Annotated in this window: 28 protein-coding genes; 14 read left to right on the forward strand and 14 right to left on the reverse strand. The window is 72.8% G+C overall.

Annotated elements, in window-relative coordinates:
- Positions 1–67 precede the first annotated feature (67 nt).
- From ACZ52J_RS20165 to ACZ52J_RS20200, 8 genes are all read left to right on the forward strand, one after another.
- The gene (locus tag ACZ52J_RS20165; RefSeq protein WP_465620427.1) at positions 68–1294 is read left to right on the forward strand and encodes a glycosyltransferase family 2 protein; all 1227 of its coding nucleotides are present in this window, start codon (positions 68–70) and stop codon (positions 1292–1294) included.
- Between the two features lie 423 nt (positions 1295–1717).
- Positions 1718–3013: a DUF445 domain-containing protein gene (locus ACZ52J_RS20170; RefSeq protein ID WP_465620448.1), complete on the forward strand. Its 1296-nt coding sequence runs from the start codon at positions 1718–1720 to the stop codon at positions 3011–3013.
- Positions 3014–3129: 116 nt separating this feature from the next.
- A complete protein-coding gene (locus ACZ52J_RS20175) occupies positions 3130–4194 on the forward strand; it encodes an adenosine deaminase (RefSeq protein ID WP_465620606.1) in 1065 nt (354 codons plus the stop codon).
- A gap of 184 nt (positions 4195–4378) precedes the next feature.
- A complete protein-coding gene (locus tag ACZ52J_RS20180) occupies positions 4379–4942 on the forward strand; it encodes a toxin-antitoxin system HicB family antitoxin (protein ID WP_465620450.1) in 564 nt (187 codons plus the stop codon).
- A gap of 118 nt (positions 4943–5060) precedes the next feature.
- Positions 5061–5900, forward strand: coding sequence for a DUF4097 family beta strand repeat-containing protein (locus ACZ52J_RS20185; RefSeq protein ID WP_465620452.1), 840 nt, complete (start codon positions 5061–5063; stop codon positions 5898–5900).
- The gene (locus tag ACZ52J_RS20190; protein WP_465620454.1) at positions 5900–6826 is read left to right on the forward strand and encodes an ATP-binding cassette domain-containing protein; all 927 of its coding nucleotides are present in this window, start codon (positions 5900–5902) and stop codon (positions 6824–6826) included. Before ACZ52J_RS20185 ends, ACZ52J_RS20190 begins: the two co-directional genes overlap by 1 nt.
- On the forward strand, positions 6823–7629 hold the full coding sequence (locus tag ACZ52J_RS20195; protein ID WP_465620456.1) for an ABC transporter permease: 807 nt from the start codon (positions 6823–6825) through the stop codon (positions 7627–7629). The genes ACZ52J_RS20190 and ACZ52J_RS20195 overlap by 4 nt, the downstream gene beginning before the upstream one ends.
- 115 nt (positions 7630–7744) lie before the next feature.
- Positions 7745–8332 (forward strand): hypothetical protein, encoded by a 588-nt coding sequence (locus ACZ52J_RS20200; protein WP_465620458.1) that lies wholly within the window; start codon positions 7745–7747, stop codon positions 8330–8332.
- 68 nt (positions 8333–8400) lie between these two features.
- Here the strand turns inward: ACZ52J_RS20200 and ACZ52J_RS20205 are convergent, their stop codons facing one another.
- Positions 8401–8799, reverse strand: a complete 399-nt coding sequence (locus ACZ52J_RS20205) for a hypothetical protein (RefSeq protein WP_360496967.1) — start codon at positions 8797–8799, stop codon at positions 8401–8403.
- A 263-nt stretch (positions 8800–9062) separates the two neighbouring features.
- On the opposite strand from ACZ52J_RS20205, the gene ACZ52J_RS20210 reads away from it, so the two are divergent.
- A complete protein-coding gene (locus tag ACZ52J_RS20210; protein ID WP_465620460.1) occupies positions 9063–9260 on the forward strand; it encodes a hypothetical protein in 198 nt (65 codons plus the stop codon).
- 9 nt (positions 9261–9269) lie between these two features.
- Here the strand turns inward: ACZ52J_RS20210 and ACZ52J_RS20215 are convergent, their stop codons facing one another.
- From ACZ52J_RS20215 to ACZ52J_RS20230, 4 genes are all read right to left on the reverse strand, one after another.
- Entirely contained in the window at positions 9270–9875 is a 606-nt protein-coding gene (locus tag ACZ52J_RS20215; protein WP_465620462.1) for a DUF1700 domain-containing protein, read from the reverse strand.
- Positions 9872–10231, reverse strand: coding sequence for a PadR family transcriptional regulator (locus ACZ52J_RS20220; protein ID WP_360496979.1), 360 nt, complete (start codon positions 10229–10231; stop codon positions 9872–9874). Before ACZ52J_RS20220 ends, ACZ52J_RS20215 begins: the two co-directional genes overlap by 4 nt.
- Before the next feature lie 94 nt (positions 10232–10325).
- Positions 10326–10511, reverse strand: a complete 186-nt coding sequence (locus tag ACZ52J_RS20225; RefSeq protein WP_465620464.1) for a DUF397 domain-containing protein — start codon at positions 10509–10511, stop codon at positions 10326–10328.
- A gap of 7 nt (positions 10512–10518) precedes the next feature.
- Positions 10519–11364, reverse strand: a complete 846-nt coding sequence (locus ACZ52J_RS20230) for a helix-turn-helix domain-containing protein (protein ID WP_465620466.1) — start codon at positions 11362–11364, stop codon at positions 10519–10521.
- Positions 11365–11591: 227 nt separating this feature from the next.
- Here ACZ52J_RS20230 and ACZ52J_RS20235 point away from each other — a divergent pair, with 227 nt between their 5' ends.
- Both ACZ52J_RS20235 and ACZ52J_RS20240 read left to right on the forward strand, forming a co-directional pair.
- Positions 11592–11960, forward strand: a complete 369-nt coding sequence (locus ACZ52J_RS20235) for an ATP-binding protein (RefSeq protein WP_465620468.1) — start codon at positions 11592–11594, stop codon at positions 11958–11960.
- The gene (locus ACZ52J_RS20240; protein WP_465620470.1) at positions 11957–12211 is read left to right on the forward strand and encodes a hypothetical protein; all 255 of its coding nucleotides are present in this window, start codon (positions 11957–11959) and stop codon (positions 12209–12211) included. The genes ACZ52J_RS20235 and ACZ52J_RS20240 overlap by 4 nt, the downstream gene beginning before the upstream one ends.
- Before the next feature lie 197 nt (positions 12212–12408).
- Here the strand turns inward: ACZ52J_RS20240 and ACZ52J_RS20245 are convergent, their stop codons facing one another.
- A complete protein-coding gene (locus tag ACZ52J_RS20245; protein ID WP_465620472.1) occupies positions 12409–13266 on the reverse strand; it encodes an SDR family oxidoreductase in 858 nt (285 codons plus the stop codon).
- A 120-nt stretch (positions 13267–13386) separates the two neighbouring features.
- Here ACZ52J_RS20245 and ACZ52J_RS20250 point away from each other — a divergent pair, with 120 nt between their 5' ends.
- Positions 13387–13989, forward strand: a complete 603-nt coding sequence (locus ACZ52J_RS20250) for a TetR/AcrR family transcriptional regulator (protein WP_465620474.1) — start codon at positions 13387–13389, stop codon at positions 13987–13989.
- Positions 13990–14062: 73 nt separating this feature from the next.
- Here the strand turns inward: ACZ52J_RS20250 and ACZ52J_RS20255 are convergent, their stop codons facing one another.
- Together ACZ52J_RS20255 and ACZ52J_RS20260 are read right to left on the reverse strand one after the other, a co-directional pair.
- The gene (locus tag ACZ52J_RS20255) at positions 14063–14899 is read right to left on the reverse strand and encodes an NmrA family NAD(P)-binding protein (RefSeq protein ID WP_465620476.1); all 837 of its coding nucleotides are present in this window, start codon (positions 14897–14899) and stop codon (positions 14063–14065) included.
- 313 nt (positions 14900–15212) lie between these two features.
- Positions 15213–16199, reverse strand: coding sequence for a quinone oxidoreductase family protein (locus ACZ52J_RS20260; protein WP_465620478.1), 987 nt, complete (start codon positions 16197–16199; stop codon positions 15213–15215).
- A 111-nt stretch (positions 16200–16310) separates the two neighbouring features.
- Here ACZ52J_RS20260 and ACZ52J_RS20265 point away from each other — a divergent pair, with 111 nt between their 5' ends.
- Positions 16311–16712, forward strand: a complete 402-nt coding sequence (locus ACZ52J_RS20265) for an ArsR/SmtB family transcription factor (protein ID WP_465620480.1) — start codon at positions 16311–16313, stop codon at positions 16710–16712.
- Between the two features lie 6 nt (positions 16713–16718).
- Here ACZ52J_RS20265 and ACZ52J_RS20270 read toward each other — a convergent pair whose 3' ends face one another.
- From ACZ52J_RS20270 to ACZ52J_RS20295, 6 genes are all read right to left on the reverse strand, one after another.
- Complete coding sequence (locus ACZ52J_RS20270; RefSeq protein WP_465620481.1) at positions 16719–18536, reverse strand: hypothetical protein; 1818 nt, start codon at positions 18534–18536, stop codon at positions 16719–16721.
- A 103-nt stretch (positions 18537–18639) separates the two neighbouring features.
- Positions 18640–18849 carry a hypothetical protein gene (locus ACZ52J_RS20275; protein WP_465620483.1) on the reverse strand — a complete coding sequence of 70 codons (210 nt, stop codon included), beginning with the start codon at positions 18847–18849 and terminating at the stop codon, positions 18640–18642.
- Positions 18840–19379: a hypothetical protein gene (locus tag ACZ52J_RS20280; protein WP_465620484.1), complete on the reverse strand. Its 540-nt coding sequence runs from the start codon at positions 19377–19379 to the stop codon at positions 18840–18842. Before ACZ52J_RS20280 ends, ACZ52J_RS20275 begins: the two co-directional genes overlap by 10 nt.
- Positions 19376–19654: an RNA polymerase sigma factor gene (locus tag ACZ52J_RS20285; protein ID WP_465620608.1), complete on the reverse strand. Its 279-nt coding sequence runs from the start codon at positions 19652–19654 to the stop codon at positions 19376–19378. Before ACZ52J_RS20285 ends, ACZ52J_RS20280 begins: the two co-directional genes overlap by 4 nt.
- Before the next feature lie 60 nt (positions 19655–19714).
- A complete protein-coding gene (locus ACZ52J_RS20290) occupies positions 19715–20332 on the reverse strand; it encodes a hypothetical protein (RefSeq protein ID WP_465620485.1) in 618 nt (205 codons plus the stop codon).
- A 137-nt stretch (positions 20333–20469) separates the two neighbouring features.
- The gene (locus ACZ52J_RS20295) at positions 20470–21237 is read right to left on the reverse strand and encodes a CDP-alcohol phosphatidyltransferase family protein (protein WP_360497014.1); all 768 of its coding nucleotides are present in this window, start codon (positions 21235–21237) and stop codon (positions 20470–20472) included.
- Positions 21238–21598: 361 nt separating this feature from the next.
- Here ACZ52J_RS20295 and ACZ52J_RS20300 point away from each other — a divergent pair, with 361 nt between their 5' ends.
- Positions 21599–22174, forward strand: coding sequence for an NUDIX hydrolase (locus tag ACZ52J_RS20300; protein ID WP_360497016.1), 576 nt, complete (start codon positions 21599–21601; stop codon positions 22172–22174).
- Positions 22175–22179 lie beyond the last annotated feature (5 nt).

A 22179-nucleotide genomic window follows, 5' to 3' on the forward strand; every position in this document is an offset into this window, starting at 1 on the left:
CCCGGGCTTTCACGCCGAGTTGACCCTGCGTCGCACGCCGCGACCAGGACCGGAGGCCCACCGCCCGATGACCGTACCCGACGTGACCGTGGTGGTCGCGGTCTACAACACCATGCCGTACCTCACCGCCTGCCTGGACTCGCTGGTCGGGCAGTCCCTGGCGCCGGGGCGGCTGGAGGTGGTGGCCGTGGACGACGGCTCCACGGACGGCGGCGGGGAACTGCTGGAGGAGTACGCGGCCCGCCATCCCGGGTTGTTCCGGGTGGTGCACCAGCCCAACTCGGGCGGCCCGGCGGGCCCGACCAACCGCGGTCTGGCGCTCGCCCGCGGCCGCTACGTGCTGTTCCTCGGCGCCGACGACTGGCTCGGCGAGGAGGCGCTGGAGCGGCTGGTCGCGGCCGCCGACGCCTGGGGCTCGGACGTGGTGGTGCCCAAGCAGGTCGGGGTGAACGGGCGGTTGGTGCCGCAGGGGCTCTTCCACGCCGACGCGGAGTCGGTGGGCTTCGCCGACTCCGCGCTGGCCTGGGCGCTGGCCGACACCAAGCTGTTCCGGCTGGACCTCCTGCGGCGCCACGGGCTGCGCCGCGACGAGGAGTTGAAGGTCTTCTCGGACCAGCCGTTCACCCTGGAGGCCTGCCTGCGGGCGGGCCGGGTGTCCGTCCTCGCCGACTACGACTGCTACTTCCTGGTGCTGCGCGAGGACCTGGGCAACGCCACCGAGCGGGCCGGCGTGCTGGACCGGCTGCGTGGGATCGCCGCACTCCAGCAAGTGGCGGCCGAACTCGCCGAATCCGGCGAGGAGTTGGACGCCCTGCGGGCCCGCAGCTTCGGCTGGGACGTGCCGCGCCTGCTGCAGGGAGGATTCCTGCTGCTGGACGACGGGCTGCAGGAGCGGGTGTGCGCCGAAGTCGCCCGGCTGGTGGAGCGGTTCGGCGCCCGCGAGGTGTACCACCGGCTGCCGGCCGCCGCCCGGATGCGGCTCGAACTCGCCGCCGCCGGACGGCCGGAGGCGCTGCGCGACCAGATCCGGTACGAGGCCGCGCACGGCGGTCCACCGGTGGTCGTGGACGGCCGGCGGCACTACGCGGGCTTCCCGGCGTTCCGGGACGCCCGGCTCGGGCTGCCGGACGAACTGTTCCTGCTGCGCGAGGAGCCGCTCGTGCAGGCGGTTCCGCCGCTGAACGCCGCCCAGCAGCTGTGGCGCGGCGTCGTCCCGGCGCAGGTGCGGCGCGGGCTGCGACGCCACCCGGCGTGGCGCCGGCTGGCCAACTCGGTGAACGGAGGACAGGGATGAGCCTGGACGTCAGCGTGGTCGGGCCGGGCATGTGGGCCTGCCGCCGGTGATGCAGTTCGCGCTGAAGGGCCGCCGGGTGACCGGCGCGGACATCCCGCCCGGCATGGTGGACAGCGTCAACCGGGGCGTGCCGCCGTTCCCCCGGGAGGAGGGCCCGGACGAGGCGCTCAGGCAGGTCGTCGACGAGGGCCTGCTCCGGGCCACCACCGCTGACACCACCGCCACCGCCGCCGGGGCCGGGCCTCGACCGTGCTGCTGGACGGGCGGCGGTGCACGGACCGGGCGCGGTGGGCGGTCGAGAGGGTACGGCGGATCGTGCCGGGCGGGGCGTGAGGGGGCTTTCGGGAGAGCGGGCCGCAGGCCCGGGGCGCGTGATCGCGAGGCACGCCCCCGTCCGCGCCGGGCAACGGGCAGACTGGCGGGGTGAGTGACGATGCCTTCAGCGGGACCGGCCCCGGGGTCCGGTTCACCGCGGCCGACGAGCAGAAGAGACGCGGCGTCCGCCGGATGAAGACCATCGCGACCGGCCTGCTGGCCTTCGCGACCCTGGTCTTCGCCCTCTCCACCTGGGCCCAGGCGGCCGGCGCCGGGCCCTGGGCCGGGTACGTGGCGGCCGCCGCCGAGGCGGGCATGGTCGGCGCGATGGCCGACTGGTTCGCGGTGACCGCGCTGTTCCGTCGCCCCTTCGGCCTGCCGATCCCGCACACCGCGATCATCCCGACCAAGAAGGACGCCTTCGGCCGCTCGCTCGGCGACTTCGTCGGCGACAACTTCCTCTCCGGCCAGGTCGTGCGCGGGCGCCTCGCGGCGCTCGGCATCGGCCGCCGGCTGGGGGAGTGGTTGGCCGCGCCGGGCAGCGCGGAGCGGGTCACCAAGGAGGCCTCGGCGGCGCTGCGCGGCCTGCTCGCGGTGCTCCGTGACGACGACGTGCGGGCGGTCGTCGCCGAGGCGGTGACCCGGCGGGCCGCCGCCACCTCGGTGGCCGAGCCGATGGGCCGGATGCTCGGCAAGGTGGTCGCCGACGGGGGCCACCACGGCGTGGTGGACCTGGTCGCCGTCCGGGCGCACGACTGGCTGACCGCCAACCACGAGGACGTGGTGCAGAAGGTCACCCAGAAGACCCCGGGCTGGACGCCCAGGTTCATCGACCACCAGGTCGGCGAGCGGGTCTACAAGGAGCTGCTGCGCTTCGTCACCGATATCCGGGACGACCCGGACCACCCGGCCCGCGGCGCGGTCGACAACTTCCTCGCCGACTTCGCGACCGAGCTGCAGACCGACCCGGAGACCATCGCCCGGGTCGAGCGGGCCAAGGGCGAGCTGCTGACCCGCCCCGAGGTGCAGGAGCTGATCAACTCCACCTGGGCGGCCGTGCGCACCCTGGTGATGGGCGCGGCCGAGGACGAGGACAGCGAACTGCGCCGGCGCATCCGCGACGGCGTGCGCCGCTTCGGCGAGCGCCTGGCCACCGACCGCAAGCTGCAGGCCAAGGTGGACGGCTGGCTGCAGGACGCCGCGCAGTACCTGGTCGACACCTACCGGGCCGAGATCACCTCGCTGATCTCCGAGACGGTGGCGGGCTGGGACGCCGACGAGGCCTCCCGCAAGATCGAGGCCAACGTCGGCCGTGACCTGCAGTTCATCCGGATCAACGGCACCGTGGTCGGCGCCCTGGCCGGGCTGCTGATCCATACCGCGGCAGTCGCGCTCGGCGGGTGATCGCCCGACCGGGCCCGCCGGCTTGGGCCTATCCTGGGCCGGTGTCCGCGATACGCGCGTAGAAGGCACGGAGAAGGAAGAAGGGAACCACCGTGGTCCAGCCGGACGGAAGTCGGATCGGAAACCCCACCGGGAGCACCGGTAGCACCGGAGGCCCGAGCGGCATCGAGGCGTTCATCGCCGGGATGCCCAAGGCGGAACTGCACGTCCACCACGTCGGCTCGGCCTCGCCGCGCGTCGTCGCCGAACTGGCCGCCCGCCACGCGGGGCAGTCCAAGGTGCCGACCGACCCGGCGGCGCTCGCCGAGTACTTCACCTTCACCGACTTCGCGCACTTCATCGACGTCTACCTGAGCGTCGTGGACCTGGTCCGCGACGCCGAGGACGTCCGGGCGCTCACCTACGGCGTGGCCGAGGACATGGCGCGCCAGAACATCCGGTACGCCGAGCTGACCATCACCCCGTACTCCTCGGTCCGGCGCGGCATCCCCGACGTCGCCTTCATGGAGGCGATCGAGGACGCCCGGCTGCACGCCGAGAAGGAACTCGGCGTCGTGCTGCGCTGGTGCTTCGACATCCCGGGCGAGGCCGGTCTGGAGTCGGCCGAGATGACCGCCCGACTGGCCACCGAGCTGGCCCCCGAGGGCCTGGTCAGCTTCGGCCTGGGCGGCCCGGAGATCGGCGTGCCGCGCCCGCAGTTCAAGCCGTACTTCGACCGGGCACGGGCGGCCGGCCTGCGTAGCGTCCCGCACGCGGGCGAGACCACCGGGCCGGAGACGGTCTGGGACGCCATCCGGGTGCTGGGCGCCGAGCGCATCGGGCACGGCACCCAGGCGGTCAAGGACCCGGCGCTGCTCGACTACCTGGGCGAGCACCGGATCCCGTTGGAGGTCTGCCCGACCTCCAACATCGCCACCCGGGCCGTGGAGCGGATCGAGGACCACCCGATCAAGCAGATGGTGGACGCGGGCCTGCTGGTGACGGTCAACAGCGACGACCCGCCGATGTTCGGCACCGACCTCAACACCGAGTACGCGGTGGCGGCGCGGCTGCTGGGGCTGGACGAGTCCGGGGTGGCGGCGCTGGCCCGCAACGCGGTCGAGGCCTCCTTCCTGGACCAGGCGGGCAAGAAGCGGCTGGTCGGCGAGATCGACACCTACCTCGCGGGCTGGCAGCGCTGACGCCTTCCCCCGGATGACGCCTACCGCTGGCTGACGTCCCCCTCGTGGACCGCCCCGTCGACCCCTGGATCCGCCAGGTCGGCGGGGCGGTTTCCGTTGCGGCGCCGGACCCCTCCGCCCGATGGCGCCAAAGTGGCACCACTAGTGCCTCGACATGGCACCATCACTGTGCCATGCTGAAGCCATGGACCTCACGCCGTACGTCGAAAACCTCCGGAACGAGCTCGCGGTGGCCGCCGCCGCCGGCGGGGACGAAGCCCGGGCGCTGGCCGACCGGCTGACGCTCCCGCTGGAGTCGGCCGTGCGGCTGACTCTGCTCAACGCGCTCTCGGCCGCCATGGGCGAGGTCACCCGCGACCTCGCTCCGGGCTCGGTGGACGTGCGCCTGCGCGGGCTCGACCCGGAGTTCGTGGTGACTGCTCCGCCGGGCTCCGACAGCTTCCACGGCGATGTGCCGGTCATGGCGCCATCCGTGGTGCCGCCCGTGGTGCCGCCGATAGTGCCGCCGGTGGTGCCGGAGTCGGACGAGAGCGGCACGGCGCGGATCAACCTGCGCCTGCCCGCCAACCTCAAGGCCCGGGCGGAGGAGGCCGCCGGGCAGGAGGGCCTCTCCCTCAACGCCTGGCTGGTCCGGGCCGTGGCCGGCGCACTGGACGGCGGCCGGCCGGCCGCCGGCGTGGCCGCCGACTCCGGTGCCCGCGCCCCGCGCACCCTCGGCGGCCAGGGCTTCACCGGCTGGGTCCACTGACGCTTCCGCACCACCTGCACCCCACAGCCTTCGCACCTCCCACAGCCTTCGCACCTTCGACGTCACCCCCGCTCCGACCAGCGGGAACACCCACACGAGCCAAGAGGACGGGACAGCCATGCCTACGTACGAGACCGACGGACCGATCTCCGCTGCCTTCGAGTTCGAGATCGGCGCGGTGTGGATCACCGCCGGCAAGCGCACCGACGCCGTCGTCGAAGTCCGGCCCGCCAACGCGGCCAGGGAGGCGGACGTCAAGGCCGCCGAGCTGACCCAGGTCGACTTCACCGGGGGTCGGCTCACCCTCAAGGGCCCCAAGCAGCGCACCGTCTTCTCCAGCAAGAAGGGCTCGATCGAGGTCCTGGTCGAGCTGCCGGCCGGCTCCCAGGTGCACGCCGACTCCCCGATGGCGGACTTCGTCGCCGAGGGCCCGCTCGGCGACTGCCGGCTGAAGACCTCCCTGGGCCGGATCCAGGTCGACCGGGCCGACAGCGTGCGACTCAAGACCGACATGGGGGACATCCGGCTCGGCGTGGTCGCCGGGGACGCCGAGGTGTCCGGCTCCGGCCGGATCGAGATCGGCACCGTCGGCGGCGTGCTGACGGTCAAGAACAGCAACGGCGACACCGAGATCGACGAGGTGGCCGGCGAGCTCACCGCCAACGCCTCCAACGGCCGGATCCACGTCGGCCGTGCCGGAGCGGGCGTGGACGCCAAGTCGGCCAACGGCCACCTCCGGGTCGGCCGGGTGGTCCGGGGCAAGGTCAGCCTGCAGACCGGCGTCGGGGACGTGGAGGTCGGCATCGCGGAGGGCACGGCGGCCTGGCTCGACGTGCACAGCAAGCTCGGCGGCGTCCGCAACTCCCTCGGCGAGGCGCAGGGCCCGGGCGACGCTCGGGAGACGGTCGAGGTCGTCGGCCGCACCCAGGTCGGCAACGTCGTCATCCGGCGGGCCTGATGGCCGCGATCTCGGCGATCGGACTCACCAAGTCCTACGAGGACAAGGCGGTGCTCAAGGGCATTGACCTGGAGATCCAGGCGGGCACCGTGTTCGCCCTGCTCGGGCCGAACGGGGCCGGCAAGACGACCACCGTGCAGATCCTCTCCACCCTCATCCCGGCCGACGCCGGGGTGGCCCGGGTGGCCGGGCACGACGTGGTCGACGAGGCCGACGGGGTGCGGAAGGCGATCGGGGTGACCGGCCAGTTCTCGGCGGTGGACAACCTGCTCACCGCCGAGGAGAACCTGATGCTGATGGCCGACCTCAACCACCTCCGCCGTCGGGAGGGGCGGAGGCGGGCCGAGGACCTGCTGCGGCGCTTCGAACTCACCGAGGCCGCCCGCAAGCCCGTCGCCACCTTCTCCGGTGGCATGCGGCGCAAGCTCGACCTGGCGATGACGCTGGTCGGCGACCCGAAGGTGATCTTCCTCGACGAGCCGACCACCGGACTCGATCCGCGCAGCCGGCGCACGATGTGGGAGATCATCCGGGGGCTGGTCGCCGACCACGGGGTGACGATCTTCCTCACCACCCAGTACCTGGATGAGGCGGACCAACTCGCCGACCGGATAGCCGTCCTGGACGGCGGCCGGATCGTCGCCGAGGGCACGGCCGAGGAGCTGAAGCGATTCGTCCCCGGCGGGCGGATCCGGCTCCGGTTCGCCGACGCCGGCCGACTGGGCGTCGCCGCCGAGCTGTTCGACTACGCCGCCGCCGACCGGGAGTCCCTGTCGCTGGACATCCCGGGGGACAACTCCGTCCTCACGGTGAAGGCCGTGCTGGACACCCTCGACAGCGCGGGCGTCCAGGCGGAGTCGCTGGTCGTCGAGACGGCCGACCTGGACGATGTGTTCCTCACGCTGACCGGGGAGGGCGTGCGATGAGCACGACGACGAGCACGAAGACGAGCGTGACGACGAGTACGAGGACGGGCTACGTGGTCAGCGACTCGCTGACCATGCTGCGGCGGAACCTGAAGCGCGCGCAGCGCTATCCGGCGATGACCTTCTCGGTCGTGCTGATGCCGGTGATGATGCTGCTGCTCTTCAACTACGCCTACGGGACCGCGCTGGGCGCCGGCATCGGGGGCGGCAGCTACATCGACTACGTGACGCCGGGGATCCTGCTGATGACGGCGACGGCGGGCTCGGTCGCCACGGCGGTCGGCGTCTGCGTCGACATGACGGAGGGGATCGTCAACCGGTTCCGCACGATGGCGATATCGCGGTCCGCCTTCCTCGCCGGGCACGTGGTCGGAAGCGTGATCCAGACGGTGATCGCGCTGGTGCTGGTGACCGGCGCGGCCTTCGCCATGGGGTTCCGGACGAACGCCGGGCCGCTGGAGTGGCTGGCCGCCGCCGGGCTGCTGATGTTCGTCACCCTCGCCCTGACCTGGATATCGGCAGGCATCGGGCTGGTGTCCAAGACGCCGGAGAGCGCCAGCAACACGCCGCTGCCGCTGACCTTCCTGCCCTTCATCGGCAGCGCGATCGTCCCGCCCGACTCCATGCCGACGGTCCTGCGCTGGTTCGCGGAGTACCAGCCCTTCACGCCCGTCATCGAGACGCTGCGCGGTCTGCTGATGGGCACCGAGATCGGCACCAGCGCCTGGAGCGCCCTCGCCTGGTGCACCGGCCTGACGCTGCTCGGCTACTTCTGGTCGCGGAGCGTCTTCCACCGGCGGTGACGGGGGTACGGCCGGTGGATGCGGCCCGGGCGACGGAGCCACCGTCGTCCGGGCCGCAGGGCCCATGAGCGCGCCCGTAGTAAAGTCCGGGCAAAGGTTCACCCAGGGGGAGTACATGGCAGCGGCCGCGCGGCACAGACGAATCGAATGGTGGTTCAGGGGTGCGGCGCTGGTGGCCGCCCTGGTGTATCTGATCGGCCATCAGGCGGCGGGCTCGGGCGGTCTGGTGGAGGTCGAACGCTGGCTGAACCACCCGGTGCTGCTGCTCGGGGCCGCAGCGGTGATGCTCATGGTCTCGATGCTGGTGCAGTTCGAGTTCCGTGAGCGGTGGGCGCAGCTCGGCTGCGCCGCCATCGCGTCGCCGCTGATCGTGGTCGCGGTGGCGATCGGGGCCGTCACGTACTTCCTCGGCAGCGAGGGTCGGCTGATGGAGCGCAAGCCCGACCCGGGCAACCCCGAGCACGTCCTGACCGTCACCGACCTCGCCTGGTCCATCGACCCGATCTGCCGCGTGGAGCTGCTGACCGGCAGCGGCTGGACGGCCCGCCACTGGTACCTGGGCACCTGGGACGAGGGCGACGGATTCCTGAGGGCGGAGTGGTCCGGGGTGAACCGGATCACGGTGATCACGGAGCGCGAGGTCCGGGAGTACACCGTGGAACGGGACGGCAAGCCGGGCGAGCCGGAGGTCACGCCCCGGTAGGCGCCGGACTGCGGGGTGGGCCCCCGCGCGGCGCAGCCGCCACGCGGGGGACGGTGCACGTCAGGTGGTCACCAGCGGTCGATGCCCATGACCTTCGCCGCGTTGTGGATGGCGTTGTAGTGGGGGATCGACATGTCGGACTTCTTCTGGCCTGCGGGCAGGTTCTTGTCCGCCGTTCGGAATTCGTCCCGGGCGGAGGCGAGCAGGCTGGTGCCGTAGGAGACCGGGACGTCGTTCTTGCCGTGGATCGGGTGCGATTTGGCGGCGGTCTGGCTGCCCGCGTTGGCGAGGATGCTGCGGGCCTGGTTGTAGGCGTCGGCCTTGACCGTCTTCGGGTTGCGGACCTGTGCCTGCACCCCGGCCACCGGCTGCGCCTGCTCGGCGGCCATGGCGGCGGGGGCGGCGGCGATACCCAGGGCGCCGGCGGCAGCGGCGGCGACGAGGACGTTCCGGAGGATCCTGTCCATGGTGAATCCCTTCGCTAAGGAAATGTCAAAGATTCGCCACCGCAGCGGACTTGTGGTCGGTGCGGGTGCGAACGCCTTGGCCACTACCCCGGCCTTCCGCAGCGGAAAACCGCCTTCCGGTCGGGGCGGTTCGGAAGCGCTGCGATCCAGTCGTTTCTCGATCCGCGATGGTCGTATCGCCATACTGGCGCGATGGATTCTGAGCTTTACCCCGACGTCGCCGCCGCCGGGAGCCTGGGCGCCGTCCTGGAGCGGACGGCCGGGTGAGCCGGGACGAGGCCGGCCGCTGGGCCGGACTCCGGCTCCTTGACGACGAAGTGCGGTGGGACGACGTGTCCCTGTGGGCACTGGACCTGCTGCACGGCATCGACCTGCGGGCCGCGCCAGACGCCCCGTACCTGCACGACGAGGCGCAGGTGCGGGAATGGCCGGCGGAGTTGAGGCGCCGCCGGGGCCGATGAGCGACGGGTTCAGGCCGTCGCGGCGGCGGCGCCGCGCAGGCGGGCGGCGGAGCGGGACAGCAGCATCGCCGCGGACAGGACCGGGCTGAAGCCCACGGCGCAGGCGACGAGCACGTTGACCGGGGTCAGCCCGGCGGGGGAGGCGGCGAACGCGGCGAGGGCCAGGGGGGTGGTCAGGACGGGGGCGAGGAGGAGCAGGGTCGCCTGCTTCTTCTGCCGACGGGTCCACACCTGCGACTTGGTGACGCGGACGGCGGCGGTGACGGCGGAGGCCAGCGCGAGCACGGGCCCGACGACCGGGACCAGGAGCAGCGGGAACGGGAGCACCGCGAGGAGCAGCGTCACGTTCGTCCGGCGGCTGCTCTCCGGCTCGGGGCGGGTCAGGCCGTCCTCGGCGAGTGCGGCATCGGCGATCTGCCGGGGGCTGCCCAGCTGGTCCAGCACCTGGCGGACGGCGGCCTCGTCGGCCACATCGTGGTCGGCCAGGGAGATCTCGATGTGTTCGCGCAGGTCGGCGAGGAGTTCGCGGCGGCGGTCCTCGGGCAGCGGGGCGGTGTAGCGGGTGACCGCGTCGAGGTGGGCGCGGACCAGGGGGTGCTCGATGGGGCTGTTCACGGGTTCTCTCCCGGGTCGAGGACGTGGTCGACGGTTTCGCGGAAGGCGGGCCACAGCGTGGTGAACTCGCGCAGCGCTTCCCGGCCGGTGTCGGTGAGGGTGTAGTAGCGGCGGGACGGCCCGCTGGCCGAGTCCCGCAGGAAGGTGTCGGCGAGCCCGGCGCGGCGCAGCCGGGACAGCAGGGGGTAGATCGTGCCCTGGCTGGTGGCCAGCATCGGGAAGCGGCCGAGTTCCTGCAGCAGCTCGACCCCGTAGCGCGGGCCGTCCTTCAGGAGGGCGAGGACGCAGTACTCCAGCACGCCCTTGCGCAGCTGGGTCGCCACCGGCCCGTCCGGGTTTGTGATGCCAGGTACCATGCATCACAAGGTAGCAGGCGAAGCAAGGTAGCGCAGCGTCTGGGAGCAGACAGAAGCACCGGCCGGACAAGCCGGCCGGTGCAGTAGAGGGGGATCAGGCGTCGTACTCGCCGTTGCGGATGGCGGAGACGAGGCTGCGCCATTCGTCGGGGGTGAGTTGGGCGATGGCGTCGGGCAGGAGACTGCTGCGGACGTAGACGGCGTCGGGGCCCATGGCCACCTCGGGGCAGTTATTGCCATCGCCGCATGCGCTGGGCTTTCGCCAAGCGAGTTCTTCCACAGGGGCCTCACAGGCTATTCATGATGCTGGAGATCGCGTCACGGGAGGCCGAAGGATCGAGCGCGCGATCACGCATCGCCCCGAGGATGCTCCGGTAGTTCTCCAGCTGGTTCATCTCGGTCAGGAACGCTGGCGATCCTACGGAGTCCAGCTGGACTGTATCGAGGCGGGGCACGGGCCCACTCGCGTACAGCACTGCCTGACCTGCGCCCTTGAATCCCCCGGCCTTGAACTCCAGCACGCGCAGGGTCACATTGGGTGCTTCTGAGAGTACGAGCAACTGCTTCAGCTGTTCTCTGGCAACAGCTGCTCCTCCGAACTCCATGCGAAGCGCGGCCTCGTGCACAATCGCTTCGTAGTTGAGTGGATTGCTTCGCGTCAGCAGCTCGGCTCGCCGCATTCGGTTCTCGACTCGCGCTTCGATGTTCAGGGGCCGTAGAGGCGGATAGACCTCGCGGAAGATTGCTCGTGCTGTCTCCTCGGTCTGCATGAGCCCTGGTGCATGACAGATCTGGTACGTCACCAACGCACTGGCGTAGTGCTCGACCTCGGAGATCTCAAGAATTCCGGCAGGGACGAGGCCTCTGTGCTCCTCCCACCACCCCTTGGTCCGGTCGGCGGACATCTCGGCAACTGCGTCGACGTACTCGGAGTCGGCCTCCTCGTACTCGGCGGCGAGTGCGAGGACCCGCTCGGCACTGATCGGGTAGGTGCCCTGCTCGATCAGTGTGACCTTGCTCCGGTCCAGCCCGAGAACGGCAGCAGCATCTCCGGCCGTGCGCCCGGCGGCCTCTCGCATCTTTCGCAGCTCGATGCCGACGCGCTTGCGGCGTGCGGTTGGGGTAGGTGGCATTCCCCCAGCATCCACCGCTCTGGCGTGGCGAGTCCAGCGAGCAGATAGGCACATCTTCTTGAGTGTGCTGGCAAATTTGCCATCACATGCCCTACAGTCCGTGATGCACCGATCACCGAACGGATCGTCAGTAACGCCGCTCGGGCACCGAAGAACACCCATGCCCAGTGGGCTTGTTCACGGCGACGCATCCGCCGGTCTCACCCTTTCCCCTTCGGGAGATCCCTGTGCGCAACCTCAACTCCCCCTCCCTCACCCTCTCCCGCGATGCCCTCCGGGACGGGATGACCCTCGCCGGGTGGCCGCCCTCCTCCATCGCCGACGCCGAGCTCGCCATGGTCGAACTCATCGTCAACGCCTGGCGCCACGGCGGGACGACCTCCCCGGTAGTCCTCATCTTCTTCCTCGCCAACACCCTCCGGGTCACCGTCTCGGACCGCAGCCCGAGCCTCCCGGAGCAGCAGCCCCTCTCCGTCCTCGCCGAGTCCGGCCGGGGTCTGCAGCTCGTCGCCGGCCTCACTCACCGTTGGGGCGTCGACCCCCAGAAGCTCGGCAAAAGCGTCTGGTTCGAGCTGCAGCTGGACGGTGCCGCGTGAGCGCCCACCACCCCATCCACCCCGCCGACCCGGCTCTCCTCCACCTCACGCCCCGCCAGCTCACCGAGTTGATCATCGAACTCCGCACCGAGGGCCGCGAGTTCGGCCTCCTCTGGCCCTCTGCCGCCCCGGGTGAGATCAACCTCCACGGCCGCCGTCTGATCTCCGTCGGCAACATCCCGGCCAGCACCCTCATCAACCTCCTCACGCTCCTCCGCGAGTACAGGCGCAACCGTGATGCCCACCCCTGATGCTCGGGTCCCTGGCCTTCAGCCTCCTCGCCGCTCTCCCCGGCGCCGTCTGTGAAGCCCGCGCCCGATGCGATCCGCGTCGACCTCCCTGCTGGGTGGCGTCGAGGCTCCAATCACAAGGGCAGGAAGTCGGCTTGGCCGACTTCCTGCGCACCACCGTGTCGACCGTCCGTCAGCCCCCGGCCCCGGGGCCTGGACTACCGGAAGGCGGGCAGGTTGCGCGCGACCCAGTCGCGGAACGGCGCGGCCGGGCGTCGCAGGACCGCCGCCACGTCGGGGCTGATCGCCAGTTCGGCCGGGAGCGGGACCCCGAGGATGTCCAGGGTGCCGGGGATGACCTGCTCCGGCATGAACCGCGCCAGGTGGGCGTGGGCCTCCTCGCGGGACAGTTCGACGAAGGTCACCTCCTCGCCCAGGGCCTCGGCGAGGGCCGTGGCCTGCCGGCGCGGGCTGATGGGCTCGGGGCCGGTCAGCTCGTACGTGCGGCCTGCGTGCCCGTCCTCGCGCAGCACGGCCGCCGCCACCGCCGCGATGTCCGCCGGGTCGACGACGGGCAGCGCCACGTCGCCGAACGGGGCGAAGACCGTGCGCTTGGTGCGGACCGTCTCGGCCCAGGCGAAGGCGTTGGAGGCGAAACCGCTGGGGCGCAGGATGGTGAAGTCCCGCCCGGAAGCGCTCACGGCGGCCTCGAACTCCCGCAGGCGGGTGTGCGACGGCGCGTCCGGCCGGGTGGCGCTGACCTGCGAGGACACCAGGACGATCCGCTCGACCCCGGCGTCCGCGGCCGCGTCCAGCAGGGCGTTCGGGCTCTCGCCCCGGCTGTTGAGCTCGCCGCCCAGCAGGAGGAACAGCGCCCGGGATCCTTCGAGGGCGGGCCGCAGGCTCGCGGCGTCGCCGACGTCGCCCTGTGCCCAGCGGACACCGGCCGCAGGGTGGCCGGGCTGCGGTTGAGGCTGCGGCTGCCGCGACACGGCCACCACCTCCTCACCCGCCCCGGCCAGCAGCTCCACCAGCGTCCGCCCGATGTTGCCGGTGGCACCCGTCACTGTGATCATCGCGATCCCCTCCCGTTGCGCGTTGCGTGTCATGAGTTGCGTGTCGCCAGTTGTGAGTTAGTTGGCTGACTGAGAACGAACGTAGCATGCGCCCACCGGTGGCTGTCTATAGTGAGTTGGGTGACTGACTCAGTGAATCGGCGCGTACAGGCGTCGCAGAAGCGTCGGCGGCTCGCGGCGGCCGCCGCCCGGGTCCTCCACGAGCAGGGGGTCGAACGCACCACCCTCGCCGACATCGCGCGCGAAGCGGACGTCCCCGTCGGAAACGTCTACTACTACTTCAAGACCAAGGACGAGCTGGTCCGCGCCGCACTGTCCGAACACAGCGCACACCTCGACGAACTCGCCACCGCGCTCGACAACGTGGGAGACCCGCGCGACCGCCTCAAGGCGCTCGTCCAAGGCTGGGTCGACCGGCGCGACGTCGCCGCCCGGTTCGGTTGCCCGACCGGCACCCTGGCCACCGAACTCGACAAGCGGGCCGACGGAGTCCTCGACACGGAGGCCGGCGCCGTGATCCGGCGCCTGCTGGACTGGACCGCAGGCCAGTTCCGCGAGCTGGGCCTGCCCGACCCGGACGACCTGGCGCTCACCCTGGTCTCCGGCTACCAGGGCATGTCACTGATGGCCAACGCCCTGCGCGACCCGGACGTCATGACCCGCGAGGGCGCCCGCCTGCTGCGCTGGCTCGACTCGCTGGAGGCGCCGGAGGGGGCGCGCTGACCCGGCGCGCGCGCCGGAGCGGCCGGGGAACGGCCGGGGAGCGTGCCGTGGCCCCCGGCCGCAGGGCCGGGTGCTACCGGAAGTCCGCCGCGTGGTCCCGCACCCACGAACGGAAGTCGCGCGGTGGCCGCCCCAGCACCCGCTCCACGGTGTCCGTCACCCGCTCCGGCTCGCGCGTGAACGACTCCCACGCCCGCAGCCGGGACTCCACGAACGCCGCGTTCCCCCAGGCCGCCGTCAGCCGCTCGCGGGCCGTCTCCGGCGGCAGTTCCTCCCACCGCACCGCGATGCCCAGCTCCTCGCCGATGATCGCCGCCAGCTCGGCGTGCGCGAGCGACTCCGGCCCGGTGACCACGTACCTGCCGCCGTCGTGCCCGTCCTCGGTGAGAGCCCGCACCGCGACGTCCGCGATGTCCCGCTCGTGCACCAGCGAACGGCGCGCCTGCCCGTACGGCCAGCGGACCACGCCCTCCCGTACCTGGTCGGCCCAGGCGAGCAGGTTGCCCGCGAAGTCGATCGCCCGCACGAAGGTCCAGCCGAGGCCGGACCGTCGGATCAACCGCTCGATCTCCTGGTGGAAGATCACGGCCGGCTCGTCGTCCGCGAGGTCGGCCACGTCCGCCGACAGGTACACGACGCGCTTGGCGTGCCGGGCGATCAGCTCCACGGCCCGGGGCTCCACGGGCAGCCCGGGCCACATCAGGTAGACCGCCTCCACCCCGCCCGCCAGCGCGGGCTCCAGACTCTCCGGCACGGCCAGATCGCCCTGTACGGCCTCAACCCCCCTGGGCAGCACGGCCTTCGCCGTATCCCGCACCAACGCCCGCACCTCGTGGCGGTCTTCGGCCAGCGTGGCCACAACGTGCCTGCCCACACTGCCGTTTGCACCGATCACCAGAATCTTGGTCATGCCCGGCCCAACGCCGCCAGGGTGGGGGCTATGCCCGGGCGACGACCAGCCGCACTCCTGCCGACCTGCTCACCGCGTACTACGGCGCCCTCTACGCGGACATCCGGCTCGCCGAGCCGGTCCTGCTCTACGGCCCGCCCGGCACCGCCGACGCGGACCCGGGCGCGACCTTCACGGTCTGGCGGGCGGCCGGTGGTCAACCGCGCGGCTGCGTCGCGCACGTGATCGCCGCGTACGTGATCGTCGCGTACGTGATCGGCTGCCCGGGAAGGCCCTCCGCCTGCCCGGGCGTCCCTCTTTCGGTCGGTCGGGCTCAACCGCCCACGCGCACCACGTACTTCCCCGTCGCCCGCCGCTCCTCCATCGCGTCGTGGGCGGCCGGGACGGCGGCGAGGTCGGGCAGTTCGGTGACGGGCAGCTTCAGGCCGCCGTCGGCGAGGAGCTCGACGACCCGGCGGATGGCGCGGGCCAGGCGGTCGGGGGCGGTGGCGGCCAGGCCGCGGTGGCTGAAGCCGGTGATGGTCAGGTTGCCCGCCATCAGGCGGCCGAGCGGGGGCAGGTCGGCGACGGTGCCGCCGCCCGCGTTGCCGAACAGGACGATCCGGGCGCCGGGTGCCGCGACGGCGAGGTCGAGTTCCAGGGCCTCGGTGCCCAGCGCGTCGAGGACGAGGTCGACGCCCCGGCCGTCGGTGGCGGCCCGGATCGCCTCGGGCAGTGCCTCGTCGCGGGCGAAGGCGTGGTCGTAGCCGGAGGCGATGGCGGCGGCGGCCTTCTCCGGGCGGCCGACGGTGCCGATCAGCCGGCCGCCGCCGAGCAGCGGGACGAGCTGGGCGATGGCCTGGCCGATGCCGCCGCCCGCCGAGTGCACCAGGACGGTGTCGCCGGCGTCGAAGCGGCCGGCGTCGGTCAGCAGCAGCATCGAGGTGGCCAGGCCCAGCGGCACGGCGGCGGCCTCGCTCAGCGCCACGCCGTCCGGGAGGGGCACGGTGAGCGCGGCCTCCGCGACCACCACCTCCGCGAGGCCCGCGCCGACCGGTGCGGCCACGACCCGGTCGCCCACGGTCAGGCCGGTGACTCCCTCGCCGATCTCCCGGACCGTTCCGGCGACCTCCTTGCCGGGGCGGTACGGCCACTCGGCGGCGTACGCGGCGTCGCCGCGGCGGGTCATCACGTCCACGAAGTTCAGTCCGGCGTAGGCGACGTCGATCGCCACCTGGCCGGGCCCGGGGCGCGGCGCCTCGACCTCCCGGGTCTGCGAGTTCTCGGCTCCACCGGGTGCGGTCATCACCAGTGCGCGCATGTCGGTTCCCCCTCGACTACGATGTTCGACGAACTACGAAATTGACGCCGGGACAGTGGTACCACGTCGTTTCCATGGATGTCGAACATCGCAGATCAGGGAGGTCTGACCGTGCCCCGCAGTACCCGCCGCCGACCGGCGCTCGCGCACCCCGCGACCGAGGAGATCGACCTCCTCGACGTCCTGCACGCACTCTCCGACCCCACCCGGATGACCATCGTCCGGGTTCTGCGCGCCGAACCCGAACGGGCCTGCGGCACCTTTCCGGTGGATGTCGCGCCCTCCACCCTCAGCCACCACTTCAAGGTGCTGCGCGAGTCCGGCCTGATCAGCCAGCGCGAGGAGGCCAACCGCCGCTTCTCCGCGCTGCGCACGGTCGACCTGGAGCAGCGCTTCCCCGGCCTCCTCGACACCGTCCTCGCCGCCTACCTCCGTACGGTGCCCGAGCTCGCGGGCGGACCCGGGGGTGGACCCGGGGGCGGCGAGGCGGCCGAGGCGGCCGGGGGAGCCTAGCCGGGCTCAACGCCGCCGCCAGACCGCCCAGTTCTGCCGCGCGTCGGCCCGCTCGACGTACCAGTCGGTGGGGTGGCCGGGCCAGTAGGCCTCCGGCTGCTGCCCCGCCGCCGGCAGCGGGGTGACCAGGACGTTCGCCTCCGCCGGGACGGGCTGCCAGCGCGGGTCCCGGTACCAGACCCGGCCGCGGTAGACCTCGAAGGCCTGGGCGCCGCGCAGCGACCCGTCGATGTCCCAGGCGAAGACCACGTTGTCGTCCGCCCGGATCCCGGAGTCGCGGGTGAAGCCGGTGGCCAGGCCCTTGCGCCACTTCGCGTGCGGCTCGGAGACCTGCGCGGTGATCGTCGCGGTCGCGAAGGCGGCGAACAGTGCCAGGGAGAGGCCTATCGCGGGGAGCACCCGCCTGCCCCCGGAGGTGCGCACCAGGACCACCGCGACGAGGACGACCAGTGCGGCGGCGGTGGCCCGGAGCATGTTGAGCCGGCCCCAGTCGGAGGCCAGGAACGAGACGTCCGGCATGCCCCAGAGTACGAAGACCTCGTGGCGCAGCTTCGGACCGGCCGACTGGATCACCGTCTCGGCGAGCAGCAGCGTGAGCCCCGCCGTCGCCGCCGCCGTCCGGACCAGGGTGCGGCGTCCGCACCTGGCGAGCACCGCGGCGCCCACGAGGAAGGCCGCCGGGACGAGGTAGGAGGTGTAGCGGGCGTACACCCAGTCGTCGATCCGGCCGTCGGCCGGCAGTGCGGCGGCGGAAGCCAGGGCGGTCCCGAACAGCAGCGCCACCAGAAGGCCGCCGGTGATCCGGAGCGCCTGGGGGCGGCGGCGGTCGACCACCGCGCACAGGCAGGCGACGACGGCCAGTCCGCCGACACCCCAGGTGGAGACGGTGAAGCACCAGATCTGCCCGGCGGTCCGGGTGAGCGTGCGCTGGGCGGCCTCCGGGTCGGTCAGGCCCCGCCAGAGGAACCCGCCGACATCGCTGTTCTGGACGGCGAACTGCGCGTGCAGCCAGGCCGACAACAGCTGCGCGCCGAGCACGCCGAGGCCGAGCGTCGCGAACCCGGCGGCCGTGGCGCGCCACGGCGCGCGGCGCAGCAGCAGGACACCGAGGAACACCGCGGCGGTCAACGCCACCACCACGCCGCCGCGATCGTGCACGGCCATGGCGTAACCGGCGGACGCGCCCGCCCCGACGGCGTGCCAGGTGCGGCGCCGCAGCGGGCCGTCGGCGAGCCAGCCGTGCAGGCAGAGCAGCCAGGCGAGCACCAGGACGGGCAGCACGGCGTCGGTCAGCACGAACTGCGAGTAGAAGACCACCGGCGGCAGCAGGCCGGTCACGCCGCCGAAGGCGAACGCGAGTCGGCGGCCCAGGCCGAGCCGGCGCAGGGCGACGTAGGCGAGCGGCAGGATCAGCGCGTTGACCACGGCGTTGATGACCATGATCGCCTGGTAGGCGGTCACCGGGTCGTCGGCCAGGCGCAGCACGGGGGAGATCAGCAGGGGGTAGCCGCCGGGTATGACCACGCCGACCGGGATCTCGGTCGTCGGGCGGCCGGCGAGGACGCGCGCCAGGACGAGGTAGGAGTCCTCGTCGGGGTGGACGGACGGGAAGCTCATGTGCCGGACGAGGACGAGCCGGAACAGCAGCTCGGCGGCGTACCCGACGAGCAGGGCGACGCCGGGCCGGGCGGCGGTCCACCGGACGGTGGCGAGCAGGGCGGCGGTCGCGGCGGCGGTGAGCCGGGTGGTCGTGGGCCCGGCGGTTGTGGACTGGGCGGTCGCGGGCTGGGCGCTGGTGGGTCGGGTGGTGGTGAGTGGCGGCATGGGCCACACCCCTTCTGTCGGACAACTGTATATGTCGTTGGACAGAATATGTAGTCCGATTGGTTCCGAAGAAGGGGTGCGGCGTTTCGGGATCAGGCCCGGATCACGGGGCCGCCGGTGGCGGAGTGGTCGGGAGCAGGCTGGCCAGCGGATTGACGAAGACCCGGGACTCCAGGCACGAGGGGCCCGGGGACTGCATCAGCCCGGCCTCCAACTCGCGGAAGCTGTTGGCCGGATCGGTCTTGGCCAGCGGCAGGTAGATGAAGATCTCCGTGCCTTTCGGGAGCTGACGGGGGTGGACGGTCAGCACCATCGGGGCGTTGGCGGCCGGAAATCGATGTCCCACCCGGCGTTGAGGTCCACGTTCTTCGGCTGCTTCGGCCGCTTGGTCCTGCAGCCCGGCTCGCCCGCGTAGACCCGGGCGCGGATCCCGAACCGGTCCAGGTCGTGCTGCAGCTGGACCGTGTCCACCGGCTTGTTCTGCTCCAGGATGCTGAGCCGGACGACGCCCTCGGCGCTCTCCAGGGTGTACGCGACCGTGCTGGCGTTGCCCAGGGACCGGCCGGTGTCGTCGTTCGTGGCCCCCGGGTCGCCGGTCGCGAAGGTGAGGAGGGCCCCGGCCGCCGCGGCGGCCAGCCCCAGCGGGAGGGCCGCACGCAAGAGCAGGGTGCGCCGGCGGGAGGCGCGCCGGGGGGCGGGGGTCTCGGTGATGCTGTCCATCAGGTGGTCCTTCATCAGGAGGAAGCGGCCCTGGTCGAGTTCCGGGGCGGCCGCGGCCGGCAGCAGCCGGGCCATCTCCTCCCGACCGGCCCGGTCGGACCGGTCCCGGGGGGCGGCGCTCATCGGATCGTCTCCTTGGGCGGCCGAACCGCGGACGTGCGGTCACCTGGTACCTGTCCGGTGCTGCCCGGGCATTGCGCCGCTCGCGCGGAACGCGTTGCGGCCGCCGAGGCCGGCTCCCGCGCCGTCAGCTCCCGCAACCGGGCCGGGGCGCGCGACAGCCGGGAACGGATCGTCCCCATCGGCCTGCCGAGCGCCTCCGCGACCGCCGCGTGATCCAGCTCCTCCCACACGCAGAGCGCGAAGACCTCCCGCTCGGCCGGCCGCAACTGCTCCAGCGTGGCCTTCGCGGCGGCGCCCTGCGCCGGACCCCGCGGCGGGCACGTGCGGGTCGTGCCTCAGGCCGTGCGGGGGAGTGTCGCTGTCGCTGTCGCTGTCGTCGCCGTCCGGTGGCGGCGGTGGTACGACACGGCCACGGCGACCAGCAGCGGCGCCCAGGCGACGGTGGGCAGGTAGAGGAAGCCCACCAGGAAGTGGCCCAGCGGGGTCATGCCCGTGCCCGGCACGGCCCACCACCCGGCGAAGGGCGTCCAGAGCACGGCCAGCCCGGCGGCGCCGAGCAGGGCCGCGCGGACCACCGCGCGGGGACTGACCGGGCGCCCGCCGACGAACGGGACCCAGCGCGGTGGCACCGTGCCCCAGGGGCGGACCAGCCCGAGGGTGAGCAGGGCCAGGGCCTCGGTGAACAGGCTCAGGAAGACCGGCCACACCGCGCCCCACCCGGTGAAGCCCATCGCCTGGTAGCCCGCGTCGGTGTACCCGCCGTGCCAGCCAGCGACCAGCCCGAGCCGCCACAGCCCGGACGGCAGCGCGGCGACGGCCGCGACGTGCGCGGCCCGCACGGCCCACCGGGGCGGGGCCGGCACGGCGGCGGTGCCGGTAGCGGGGGTGCCGGTACCGGGGGTGCCGGTACCGGGGGTGACGTGGGTGGTGGCGGCGGGCTGGGTCATCGTCATGCCCCTACCGTCCCGCCCGGCACCGGCCCCCCGCGTCCACCCGGGGACGGGCTTCGCCGGCGTTCCTCCCCCGGGCGGGGGAGGAACGCCTCACCTGCCCCGCCCGGGAGGCCGGCTCCACTCGGGGCTTGGCGCGCTCAGCGCAGGCGCGAGGACGACAGGATCGACGCCAGGTGCGCGACCACCATGCCCCAGGTGATCACCGTGATCCCCGCGAGCGTCGCCCGCGTCGCGTCCAGGTTGCCGAGCCCGGCGTCCACCGCGGCCGCCGCCAGCAGCACCAGCGAGGCCTCGATGCCGTTGGTCACCCGGTGGATCTTGAACAGCGAGGCCAGCCGACGGGCCGTCGCGATGCCCTGGGAGCGCGGCTGAGTCGACTCCTCGTCCGCCGGGGCCTGCCCGCTGCGGGCGCGGGCCACGTCCACCAGGTCCGTCGAGGCCTTGAGCAGCACCACGCCCAACGCGGCCGCCAGGCCCGCCGACACCCACAGCTCCGAGCCGCCGCGCGCCGCCCGGACGCCCGCGCCGATCATCAGCGCGGCGTCCGCCAGGTACGCGCCCAGCCGGTCCACGTACACCCCGGCCATGCTGAACTGGCGCTTCCAGCGAGCCACTTCGCCGTCCACGCAGTCGAACAGCAGGAACAGCTGGAACAGCACGGCCGCCAGCACCGCGCCGGTCAGGCCCGGGATCAGCAGGGCCGCGCCGCCGCCGACCCCGCACACCACCATCACCCAGGTGAGGGTGTTCGGCGACACCGAGGTGCGGACCAGCTGCCGGGTGGTCCGCAACGAGATCCGCCGCATGTACAGCCGGCCCGCCCAGTGCTCACCGTTGCGGCTCTGCAGCTTGGCCTGCGGCTGGCACACCTCGCGCAGCTCGGCGAGCGCCGGAGCAGCCACCATGACGACATCCCTCCACCTGTCCCGAAACGATCACCACAGGCTACGGCCTCCGGGGAACGCCCCGACCAGCCGGTACGGCCCCGGCGGCCCGGCCGGACCGGCCACCACGGCGCGGCCGGCACGCCGTCCACGTCCCGGTCGACACTCCCGCCCCGGCGCGGCCGTACCGCCGGTGCAGCCGGGCGAAAACCGGTGGGCCGCCCGACGGCCCCCGGGCTAGGCTGCGCGGGTTCGCCGGAACCGGAAGCCCCGGGCCCGACCGCCCTTTCCCCGCAAGCCCGTTGACACCGCCGAAGCGGTCCGCGGCAGCCCGGGGGAACGTCCCGGATCGGTCCCGGAGCGGAACGAGGAGTACAGATCCATGGTGACCACAGACGGCCCGTCGCACAGCCCCGACCTGGCCCGACTGCTGGACGACCACCGCCCGCAGGGTCCGGTGGAGACCGCCGACCACGAGCGGGCCCGCCACCTCCTCGGCGCCGCCGACCCCTGGAACCGCGGCACCTTCCCGCTCCACTTCACCGCCTCCGCGCTGATCGTCCACCCGCCGACCCGCCGCGTCCTGCTGCGCTGGCACGTCCGCCAGCAGGCCTGGCTGCAGGTCGGCGGCCACGGCGACCCGGGCGAGACCCGGCCGCTGGACATCGCCCTGCGCGAGGGCCTGGAGGAGACCGGCCTCGCCGACCTCACCCCGTGGCCCGACGCCGCGCTGGTCCACCTCGCCGTCGTCCCCGTCCCCGCCTCGCCCGTCGAACCCGCTCACGAGCACGCCGACCTGCGCTTCCTCCTGGCCACCGACAGCCCGGACCTGGCCCGACCGGAGAACCCGGCCTCCCCACTGGAGTGGCTCACCGTCGAGGAGGCCCAGCAGCGCACCACCGAGGACAACCTCCGCGAGACCCTCACCCGCGCCGCCCGCCTGCTCCCGCCCGCCTGACGCAC

Source organism: Kitasatospora sp. NPDC034035 (genome assembly GCF_055575755.1).

Excerpts from the sequence above, each read along its gene's own strand:
- ACZ52J_RS20245 (WP_465620472.1), bottom strand. The coding sequence starts at position 13,266 with ATGATCACAGTGACGGGTGCCACCGGCAACATCGGGCGGACGCTGGTG.
- ACZ52J_RS20190 (WP_465620454.1), top strand. The coding sequence starts at position 5,900 with ATGGCCGCGATCTCGGCGATCGGACTCACCAAGTCCTACGAGGACAAG.
- ACZ52J_RS20295 (WP_360497014.1), bottom strand. The coding sequence starts at position 21,237 with ATGGTGGCTGCTCCGGCGCTCGCCGAGCTGCGCGAGGTGTGCCAGCCG.
- ACZ52J_RS20195 (WP_465620456.1), top strand. The coding sequence starts at position 6,823 with ATGAGCACGACGACGAGCACGAAGACGAGCGTGACGACGAGTACGAGG.
- ACZ52J_RS20220 (WP_360496979.1), bottom strand. The coding sequence starts at position 10,231 with ATGGTACCTGGCATCACAAACCCGGACGGGCCGGTGGCGACCCAGCTG.
- ACZ52J_RS20275 (WP_465620483.1), bottom strand. The coding sequence starts at position 18,849 with ATGGTGCTGACCGTCCACCCCCGTCAGCTCCCGAAAGGCACGGAGATC.
- ACZ52J_RS20280 (WP_465620484.1), bottom strand. The coding sequence starts at position 19,379 with ATGAGCGCCGCCCCCCGGGACCGGTCCGACCGGGCCGGTCGGGAGGAG.
- ACZ52J_RS20180 (WP_465620450.1), top strand. The coding sequence starts at position 4,379 with ATGGACCTCACGCCGTACGTCGAAAACCTCCGGAACGAGCTCGCGGTG.
- ACZ52J_RS20270 (WP_465620481.1), bottom strand. The coding sequence starts at position 18,536 with ATGCCGCCACTCACCACCACCCGACCCACCAGCGCCCAGCCCGCGACC.
- ACZ52J_RS20165 (WP_465620427.1), top strand. The coding sequence starts at position 68 with ATGACCGTACCCGACGTGACCGTGGTGGTCGCGGTCTACAACACCATG.
- ACZ52J_RS20205 (WP_360496967.1), bottom strand. The coding sequence starts at position 8,799 with ATGGACAGGATCCTCCGGAACGTCCTCGTCGCCGCCGCTGCCGCCGGC.
- ACZ52J_RS20185 (WP_465620452.1), top strand. The coding sequence starts at position 5,061 with ATGCCTACGTACGAGACCGACGGACCGATCTCCGCTGCCTTCGAGTTC.
- ACZ52J_RS20200 (WP_465620458.1), top strand. The coding sequence starts at position 7,745 with ATGGCAGCGGCCGCGCGGCACAGACGAATCGAATGGTGGTTCAGGGGT.
- ACZ52J_RS20290 (WP_465620485.1), bottom strand. The coding sequence starts at position 20,332 with ATGACGATGACCCAGCCCGCCGCCACCACCCACGTCACCCCCGGTACC.
- ACZ52J_RS20260 (WP_465620478.1), bottom strand. The coding sequence starts at position 16,199 with ATGCGCGCACTGGTGATGACCGCACCCGGTGGAGCCGAGAACTCGCAG.
- ACZ52J_RS20300 (WP_360497016.1), top strand. The coding sequence starts at position 21,599 with ATGGTGACCACAGACGGCCCGTCGCACAGCCCCGACCTGGCCCGACTG.
- ACZ52J_RS20230 (WP_465620466.1), bottom strand. The coding sequence starts at position 11,364 with ATGCCACCTACCCCAACCGCACGCCGCAAGCGCGTCGGCATCGAGCTG.
- ACZ52J_RS20255 (WP_465620476.1), bottom strand. The coding sequence starts at position 14,899 with ATGACCAAGATTCTGGTGATCGGTGCAAACGGCAGTGTGGGCAGGCAC.